Source organism: Kitasatospora sp. NPDC057500 (genome assembly GCF_042802195.1).
Classification (GTDB): domain Bacteria; phylum Actinomycetota; class Actinomycetes; order Streptomycetales; family Streptomycetaceae; genus Kitasatospora.
On sequence record NZ_JBHVER010000306.1, the window covers coordinates 1 to 6,416 of the forward strand.

Annotated in this window: 9 protein-coding genes; 4 read left to right on the forward strand and 5 right to left on the reverse strand. The window is 72.6% G+C overall.

The annotated features are described in order from the left end of the window. Window positions 1-45: 45 nt before the first annotated feature. Both ACFU74_RS35090 and ACFU74_RS35095 read right to left on the reverse strand, forming a co-directional pair. Window positions 46-258, reverse strand: coding sequence for a cold-shock protein (locus ACFU74_RS35090; RefSeq protein ID WP_380764192.1), 213 nt, complete (start codon window positions 256-258; stop codon window positions 46-48). Between the two features lie 85 nt (window positions 259-343). Then, window positions 344-745: a hypothetical protein gene (locus ACFU74_RS35095; protein ID WP_380764193.1), complete on the reverse strand. Its 402-nt coding sequence runs from the start codon at window positions 743-745 to the stop codon at window positions 344-346. Between ACFU74_RS35095 and ACFU74_RS35100 the strand changes: the two genes are divergently transcribed. From ACFU74_RS35100 to ACFU74_RS35115, 4 genes are all read left to right on the forward strand, one after another. Beyond that, complete coding sequence (locus ACFU74_RS35100; protein WP_380764194.1) at window positions 710-2,449, forward strand: LuxR C-terminal-related transcriptional regulator; 1,740 nt, start codon at window positions 710-712, stop codon at window positions 2,447-2,449. The genes ACFU74_RS35095 and ACFU74_RS35100 overlap by 36 nt on opposite strands. 170 nt (window positions 2,450-2,619) lie before the next feature. Next, complete coding sequence (locus tag ACFU74_RS35105) at window positions 2,620-4,440, forward strand: sulfatase-like hydrolase/transferase (protein WP_380764195.1); 1,821 nt, start codon at window positions 2,620-2,622, stop codon at window positions 4,438-4,440. 154 nt (window positions 4,441-4,594) lie between these two features. Beyond that, window positions 4,595-4,906, forward strand: a complete 312-nt coding sequence (locus ACFU74_RS35110; protein WP_380764196.1) for a hypothetical protein — start codon at window positions 4,595-4,597, stop codon at window positions 4,904-4,906. 30 nt (window positions 4,907-4,936) lie between these two features. Further along, window positions 4,937-5,173 (forward strand): hypothetical protein, encoded by a 237-nt coding sequence (locus ACFU74_RS35115; protein WP_380764197.1) that lies wholly within the window; start codon window positions 4,937-4,939, stop codon window positions 5,171-5,173. Between the two features lie 87 nt (window positions 5,174-5,260). Here the strand turns inward: ACFU74_RS35115 and ACFU74_RS35120 are convergent, their stop codons facing one another. From ACFU74_RS35120 to ACFU74_RS35130, 3 genes are all read right to left on the reverse strand, one after another. Then, window positions 5,261-5,716, reverse strand: a complete 456-nt coding sequence (locus ACFU74_RS35120) for a hypothetical protein (RefSeq protein ID WP_380764198.1) — start codon at window positions 5,714-5,716, stop codon at window positions 5,261-5,263. A 299-nt stretch (window positions 5,717-6,015) separates the two neighbouring features. Further along, a complete protein-coding gene (locus ACFU74_RS35125) occupies window positions 6,016-6,222 on the reverse strand; it encodes a DUF397 domain-containing protein (RefSeq protein WP_380764199.1) in 207 nt (68 codons plus the stop codon). Window positions 6,223-6,245: 23 nt separating this feature from the next. Next, window positions 6,246-6,416: DUF397 domain-containing protein (locus ACFU74_RS35130; protein WP_380764200.1), on the reverse strand; the 171-nt coding region annotated here is incomplete at its 5' end.

Sequence of the window (6,416 nt, forward strand, 5' to 3'; positions counted from 1 at the left end):
GGGCCCACGCTTCGCGCGTGGGCCCCGGCCGTGGATCCCGTTCCGCTAGGCCTCCAGGTGGACCTTGTCGGCCTGCATCCCCTTCTGGCCCTGGACCGCCTCGAACGAGACCTTCTGGCCCTCGACGAGGGACTTGAAGCCGCTCCCCTCGATCGCCCTGAAGTGCACGAACAGGTCGGGGCCGGACTCCGGGGTGATGAAGCCGTAGCCCTTCTCGTCGTTGAACCACTTCACGACGCCGTTCTGGCGCTCGGCCATGTCTTCTCCTTGCACGCGGGTCACGCTGACCGCGCCAGTGTCTCACGCAGCGGGGTCGAGCCTGCGCGAAGCGTAGCGGTGGTCGTCAGCTGTCCGCGTGGAGCTGCCCGTGGACCCGCAGGTCGGCCTGGATCGCCACCTTCTCGTCGCCGGTGTGCAGGATCCAGCCGACGCCCTCGCTGCGGACGGACAGGTGCTTGTTGGCGTTGACCTTGCCCTCGAAGACCGACGCACCGTGGACGGTGAGGGCGTACTCGCCGCTGGTCGTCAGCTTGCCGCCGACGGTGAGGTCGCTCGCGCTGACCGTGCCGCCGACCACCAGGTCGCGCAGCGGGCGGACGTCGCCGTGGGCGGTGAGGTGCTCCTTCACCAGCGCGCGGGCGGTGACCAGGTCGTCCAGGTCCGCCTTGCCGGCCGCGACGGTCCCCCACTGCCGGCCGCCCTCGCCCGGGTGCTCGCCGACCAGCCGGAGCGCCGGGCCTGGCACCTGGGCGAGGCGACGCTGGAGCCCGACGAGGAGGTCGCCGCGCTGCTGGAGCACGCGGCCGGCCTGGCCCTGCGCCGAGGGGACGCCGCCGGGGCGATGCGCACCCTGGTCCGCTCGGCGGCGCTCTCCCCCGAGGGCCCGAACCGCAGCCGGCGCCTCGCCGAGGCCGCCTACCTGGGGGCCGAGTCCACCGGGGCCCTGTCCAGCGCCCGCAAGCTCCTGGACGACGCGCGCCGGGCCGCGCCCGAGGCGTCGCTGCACTCCGCGACGGCGTCGGCGATGCTCATGCTGAACGGCGAGGGCGATGTCGCCACCGCCCACCGGCTGCTGACCGGCGCCATCGAGTCGTCGGCCGGCTCGCACGGGTACCGGGCCGACGACCGGGCGCTCGTCGACGCGCTGCACGTGCTGGCCGTGGTCTGCTTCTTCGGCGCCCGGCACGACCTGTGGCGGTCCTACTACCGGGCCGTGGAACGCCTCACCCCGCGCCCGCCGGACATCCTGGCCGTGCTGGGGCGGACGTTCTCCGACCCGGCGCGCACCGGCGCGGCGGCGCACGGGCGGCTCGACGTCCTCGTGGCGTCGCTGGCGGGCGGGCCCGACCCGGTGCTGATCACCCGGGTCGGCACCGGCGCCCTCTACCTGGACCGCCTCGGCGAGGTCCGCGACGCGGCGTGGCAGGTGGTGCGCTCGGGGCGGGACGGCGGCCCGGCGCGGCGGTACATCTCCTCGCTCATCCACCTCTGCCTGGACGACTACCTGACCGGGCGCTGGGACGAGGCGGTGGAGCTCGCCGACGAGGGGCTCCAGGCGTGCGAGGACCACGAGTACCGCGCCTTCGCCTGGTACTTCCTCTACATCAGGGCCATCGTGATCGGCTCCCGGGGGCACGCGGAGGAGAGCCTGGCGACGGCCGCCGTGATCATCGACCGGGCCGCGCAGCACGGCGCGCCGTGCGCCGCGCACTACGCCCACCACGCGGCGGCCGTCGCGGCCCTGGGCAGCGGGGACTTCGCGCTCGCGTACCGGCACGCCGACGCCGTCAGCCCCGCCGGCACCCTCGCCTCGCACGCCCCGCACGCCCTGTGGGTGGCGGCGAACCTGGTCGAGGCGGGTGTGCGCGGCGGGCGGCGCGAGGAGGCCGCCGCGCACGTACGGGCGATGCGTGAGGCGGGCCTCGGCGCCGTCTCCTCCCGGCACGCCATGCTGACGGAGGCGTCCGCCGCCCTGTGCGCCGACGGCGACGACGAGGCCCTGCGGCTGTTCGCCCTCGCACTCGCCACCCCCGGCGGCGACCGGTGGCGCTTCGACCACGCCCGCGTCCGCCTCGCCTACGGCGAACGGCTGCGCCGGGCCCGGGCGGCCGCCGACTCCCGGACGCCGCTGTACGCCGCGCTGGGTGCGTTCGAGGAGCTGGGCGCCCGGCCGTGGGCCGAGCGGGCGCGCAAGGAACTGCGGGCGACGGGCTGGGGCCGGCGCAGGCCCGGCCCCCTCCACGGCGCCGGTCTGAGCGCCCAGGAACGGGAGATCGCCGATCTCGCCGCCGGCGGCCTGACCAACAAGCAGATCGCCGAACGCCTCTTCATCTCGCACCGCACGGTCGGCGCCCACCTGTACCAGATCTACCCGAAGCTCGGCATCACCTCCCGCGCGATGCTCCGCGACGCCCTCAACGCCCTCCCTGAGGACCCCGGGACGCCGTGAGGGGCGCCCCGGCGAACCCGCCGCGCCGCCGGGGCCGGAGAATTTGGCAGTACTGCCAAATGACAGAACTGCCAATATCAGATGAAGGGACGCCGAAGGCCCGCGCCGGGCCTTGAGAACGCGCACGGGGCCGTGGTTCAGTGCCGGAACCGCTCCCCCGAAAGGCCCCCATGAGCTCGTCCCGGCCCAACATCCTGTGGACCGTCAGCGAGGACTGCCCGCCCCGCTTCGGCTGCTACGGCGACCCGCTGGCCACCACCCCCCACCTCGACGCCCTCGCCGAGCGGGGCACCCTGTTCACCAACGCCCACAGCGCCGCGCCGGTCTGCGCGCCCTCGCGGTTCGCGCTGCTGACCGGCGTCCCCCCGGAGAGCCACGGCCCGGCCCACCACATGCGCGCCGACGCCCGCCTCCCGCAGTGGATACGCACCTACCCGGAACTGCTGCGCGAGCTCGGCTACTACTGCACCAACAACGCCAAGACCGACTACAACTGCGACGCCGACCCGCAGGCCGTCTGGAACGACTCCTCCGGCAGCGCGCACTGGCGCAACCGGCCCGACGGCGCCCCCTTCCTCGCGGTGTTCAACTACGACCCGACGCACGAGAGCGCGGTGTTCCGCCACGAGGAGTTCACCGTCGACCCCGCCGGGATCCGGCTGCCCGCCTACCTGCCCGACACCCCTGAGATCCGCGGCGACTTCGCGCACTACTACAGCCACATCGCCGCCATGGACGCGTTCGTCGGACGGCTGCTCGCCGAGTTGGCGGAGGACGGCGAACTCGACAACACCGTCGTCATCCACACCTCCGACCACGGCGGCGTCAACCCCCGCTCCAAGCGCTGGTGCTACGACGAGGGCCTGCACGTCCCGCTGATCGTCGCCGCCCCCGAACGGCACGCGCACCGCTTCCCGGCCCCCGGCACCCGCGTCGACGCCGCCGTTTCCACGCTCCGCATCCCGCCCACCCTCGTCGACCTCGCCGGCGGCACGGCGCCCGCGCACATGCGCGGCGAGAGCCTCGCCCGCACCTCCTTCGACCCCGCCGGCGAACTCGCCTTCTCGATGCGCAACCGGATGGACGAGCGTCCGGACATGATCCGCACCGTGCGCGACGCCCGTTACCGCTACATCCGCAACTACGCCCCGCACCGGCCCTACGGAACCCACCAGGCCTTCGCCTGGCTCGCGGCCGGCTACCGGTCCTGGGAGGCCGAGCACCTCGCCGGGCGCCTCGACGACGTCCAGGACGCCTTCTGGCACGAGAAGCCGGGCGTGGAGCTGTACGACTGCGCCGCCGACCCGGACCAGGTCCGCAACCTCGCCGGCGACCCCGCCCACGCCGAGGCCGAGCGGCGGCTCGACGACGCGCTGCGCGCCCACGTCCTCGCCGTCCACGACAACGGCTTCCTGCCCGAGGGCTCCCCCGTCGAGGGCTACGACGCCTCCCGCGCCGACGGCGCCTACCCGCTCGCCCGCGTCCTCGACATCGCCGACGCGGTGGGCCGCCGCGACCCCGCGCTGATCCCCCGGTTCACCACCGCCCTCACCGACCAGGACGCCAGCGTGCGCCGCTGGGGCGCCGTCGGACTGCTCGCCCTGCCCGCCGGCGCCCTGACGGCGGAGGCCGTCGCGGTCCTGCGCACGACGGCCGGCGACGACCCCGATCCGCACGTGCGCATCGCCTCCGCCGAGGCGGTCGGCAAGCACACGGACGACGCCGCAGCCGCCGCCCTGCTGGCCGGCCTCGCCGCGCCCGGGCACCCGGAGGGCGTGCGGCTCGAAGCCCTCGACGCCCTCACCGCGCTCGGCCCGACGGCGGCGGCCCCGCACCGCGGCGTGGTGGCCGCGGCGGCCGAGGAGCCCTTCGAGTACCTCGGCAACGCCGCCCGGTACCTGCTGCTGCGCATCGACGGGAAGTACACGCCCCGCACTGTGGTGTTCGACCTCGAAGGCCTGATGGCCCGCGCCGCCGCCCGCCGGGCGTAGCGGCTCCGACGGGAGGCCGACCGGCGGGTGTGAGGCCGCGTCAACCTGATCGACTTGCGGCACCGGACCGCCGGAACCACGGTGGAGGGGGCAGCGACCGCCACGGCCGGAAGTGCCCCGATGTGGACGTCGGCACACCTAGGAGGTAGTAGCGATGGCCACCCAGACATTCCCCTACTTCTTCATCCGAAACCTGCCGCCGGGCAGCGCGACAGCTGTCTCCTGGGGCCCTGATCCGTTCTTCGACCAGGGCACCTTGACCCTCTCCGCCCACCCGGTCACCGACCTGCGCCAGACCATGCACTGGATGACGGTCGAGGAGATCTCGGTGGGCAAGAAGGACATCGGCTCCGGGGACATCAGCAATGTCCAGTCCTCCCTCTGGGCGCTGGCGAGGAACAACGGGCTCAGTGGACAGGGAACCGTCAAGTCCTTCGTCGCCTACCTCACCCGGACCACCGCCTAGCCGCTCCCGAGATCACTGGAGGAATTCGGCATGCTCATTTCCTTCGTACACGACGAGCACGGATTCATCTCCGCCCTCGCGGCATCCCCTCCCGACGCACCGGTGGCGCACCTCGTGCCGCAGGTGGGCGAGTTCGTGACGAGGCTGGACGTTCCGGACGTCAGCGCCGACGGCGACCCCCAGGAGGTCCTCGGACGCCTGACGGACGTGGCCGAGAACTTCCGCGTCGACACGGAAGCCCGGGCCCTCACCCGCAAGCAGGCTTGAGGGGCTGCCGCCGGCGCATGCGAGCGCCGGACCCCGACCGGAGATCCGGTCGGGGTCCGGTTGGACCTGCTGCCCGTAGGTCCGAGGTCAGCAGAGGTGCCAGGGGCCCCAGCCGGTGGTCTTGGTGCGGCACCAGAACTGGTAGTCGCCGGTCCACGCGCCGACGCTGGACGGGTTGGGCCAGGCCACGCCGTACCTGAGGTCGAGGTCGCTGCCGCCCAGGCTCACCCAGGAACCCCAGGAACCGCCGGCCGTGGTCTGCTCCACGGTCCAGATGGCGTGGTCGGTGCCCAGCCCGGTGACCTCCTTGCGACCGTCCGCCCAGGTCACGATGGTGGTCTGACTGCCGCAGAGGAGCACCCGGGAGGGCGCGCCGTAGGCGAACGTCGTGGTGCAGCCGCTGACGTTGTCGTAGTAGCCCGGAGCGGCTCCCAGTTCGAGGTCCACGTAGCTGCCGGTCGTGGCGTTCGCGGGCGCGGCAAGGCCGAACAGTCCGCCGACGACGGCGAAGAGGAGCGCGATCAGACGTACCTTTGTCTTCAAGGTCCCACCTGTCCCAATCATCCCGGGGAATTTCCACCGGGAAGTTGGGAGTGTGTCAGAGGTTCTTCACCGTCCCGTACCCCCAGAGAGGTATTTGCGGGCCCCGTTTCGGGCGAATTTCGGACACCAACTCGAAGTTCGGAATTGCCTCGAAACCCCGGCAGATCACCCCGCCGTCCATGGACGATCCGGTCGGCGCGGAAGGAAATGTGGGGCTGATTTGCGCCACCGGCAGAACGGCGTCTCAAATAGCGGACCCCGACCGGAAATTCGGTCGGGGTCCGCACGGTGAGCTCGCGTCAGACGGTGCCGAACTCGCCCGCCTGGACGCCGGCCACGAACGCACACCAGGCGGAGGCGGGGAAGACGAGGGCCGGACCGGAGGGGTCCTTGGAATCACGCACGGGGACGGCGCCCGGGAAGCTCGCGGAGACCTCTACGCACTCACCGCCGTTGTTGGAGTGCGACGACTTGAACCAGGTAGCGCCGGACAGATCGGGGCTCATGAGGCTGGCTCCCTTCGAGTGTGTCAGAGGATGTCGAACTCACCTGCCTGGACAGCGGAGAGGAAGGATCGCCAAGCAGAGGCGGGGAAGAGGAGGGCGGGGCCGGAGGGGTCCTTGGAGTCACGGACGGGGACGGCAGTGGGGTGCGAGGTGGCGACTTCGACGCACTGGCCACCGTTGTTGCTGTAGGAGCT